The sequence below is a fragment of the Acinetobacter sp. 2JN-4 genome, assembly GCF_003687745.1.
In the GTDB taxonomy this organism is placed as follows: domain Bacteria; phylum Pseudomonadota; class Gammaproteobacteria; order Pseudomonadales; family Moraxellaceae; genus Acinetobacter; species Acinetobacter halotolerans.
Genome location: NZ_RDNY01000019.1, coordinates 1 through 1,987, shown reverse-complemented (window position 1 = coordinate 1,987; position 1,987 = coordinate 1). Strand labels below are relative to the sequence as shown.

3 protein-coding genes are annotated in these 1,987 nt (G+C 39.4%); all 3 read right to left on the bottom strand.

Annotated features, from left to right (window positions below):
- Window positions 1-358: phage major capsid protein (locus EAH57_RS15770; RefSeq protein ID WP_121930871.1), on the bottom strand; the 358-nt coding region annotated here is incomplete at its 3' end.
- Window positions 359-364: 6 nt separating this feature from the next.
- Window positions 365-1,030 carry an HK97 family phage prohead protease gene (locus EAH57_RS15765; protein WP_121930870.1) on the bottom strand — a complete coding sequence of 222 codons (666 nt, stop codon included), beginning with the start codon at window positions 1,028-1,030 and terminating at the stop codon, window positions 365-367.
- Window positions 1,020-1,987 (bottom strand): phage portal protein (locus EAH57_RS15760; RefSeq protein ID WP_121930869.1); only part of this gene is annotated, 968 nt, incomplete at its 5' end. The genes EAH57_RS15765 and EAH57_RS15760, both read right to left, overlap by 11 nt.

The window sequence follows — 1,987 nt, the reverse complement described above, 5'->3', positions numbered from 1 at the left end:
CTGGTACGGCATAACCACCATCTGCATCTACACCAATTTGAATTGCCTTTTTTTGAAGATCAGCAAGCCCATCGTCATTACCTTTGCGCAGGAATTGTAAAAAGCCTGTTTTATGTGCTTCAACATCACCACCACTTGGTGCACCTGGTCGCTTCGCTTGTTTAATTTCCTTTTCAAGCTCTGCTTTTAAAGCATCTAGATCACCCAATTTTTCATTAAGTTTATCTGTTACTTCAACTTGCTTTGCCTTTTCCGCTTTAATCGCATCAAGCTCTTTATCATTTGATTTTTTAAAATCTTCAAATGCACCCTTTAGATCTGTGATTACTTCACCAAGATCTTTTTCATCAATAGCCATGAGTATTTATCCTCTTAAAAATGCTGTTAAGTCTTTAATTGAATCGACTGTGCTGGATTGACTTTCAACATCTCGCTGAGAACCTAATGCACTGTAGCCTTTAGCCATAAAAGCCTTGGCCTGTTTTTGAGAAAGTCCCATTACCTCTCGTAATGCTTTCTCTACACTGGACGGCGAAGGAATCTCGCCTTTTTGAAGCGATGCTTTCACTTCGGTAATCTTTGCTTCAGTATTTGCAGGCATGGTCACAATAGACACTTCCCACAGATCAATTTCTTTAAGTAAAAATGCACCCTTTGCAGAGTCATATTCCCAATCTTTGAGCATGTAACCAATCGACATCCCTTTGACACTGCCAGCCTTCATATGAGCATGCGCACGTTTTGCCAATGGATCATCATCAATAAGTAAACGACCACGAACAAAAAGCCCATAATCGTCTTCTTTCATCTCGGTAAATGGTCCAATCGGTTCGGCCATTTGGTGTTGCCATAAAACTGAAGGTAAATCATTTCTTTCAGCCCAACGTTCTAATGACTTTTGGAACGCACCACGGACTACGATATCGCTGTAACTATCAATGACATCAAAAACAGATGCGTACCCTTCAAACTCACCCGTATCTGATACAGATTTGATTTTTAGGGGAACATTTAAATATTTAACTTCCACTATCTTTCCCCTTATCAGGATTGGTAGTCATATTCATTGGTGTGAGGTAAATGTCACCGCCTTCGCGTGGGTCCATGTCTTCTAGTTCCCTAGCATCGTTTGGACATAAAAAACCCCAGTTGATACCGATCGCATATGACTCATATCTGGTTTTCAAATCACCGCGGATCAATGCTCCTGCATTGAACTTGGCATAATATTTATTTTGTTCACTTGGTTTGATCAGACCGACTTTGATGCGTGACTCAATACGCGTCATATAAGGGACAAGTGAATAACTCACAAAGGACATACCCATGTGCTCAATATTATTCAGTGTCATTTTTTCCAACATGCCTGCTAAATGCGGAGGCACACGATACAAAGCGCAAATTTCATTTGATTGATAATTTCTCGTTTCAAGAAATTGAGAGTCTTCAAGATTGAGTGCTGTTGGTTTCCACTTAAGTCCCTTCTCTAAAATCATTGGCTTATAAACATTGGTAAGCCCTGTATGATTTTCAGTAAACTCTGTTTTGAGCCTACCAAATGCTGTATCAGTAAGTTCTTCATCAGTTTCTAAAACACCTGAAGTAACAGCACCATTTTTAAAAAGATTTGAGCCGTGCGTCTCAAGATCTAAACCAAGAGAAAAACACTTTCTAGCGTAGGCAATTGGATTTAGCCCATTTAAACCATCTAAAGTGAATAATCGAACATGCCAAATTTCTTGCTGTGAAAGGATCTTCACGCCATCTTTAAATGAAACATGATATTCAACAGTCCAATCATCTTTAAGTTTTGGAGTAACGGTTGAGGGTTCAAGCGGTAACAACTCAACAACTTGGCCTAGTGCATAAACTTTATATGCAAAAAAATTGCCGCGTAGGCACAAACACACCATTAACAACTCCCAAAACTCTTGAGCAGTCATGTAGTCATTTGGTGCAACGTAAAGAAGATCATGTAACTTATGAT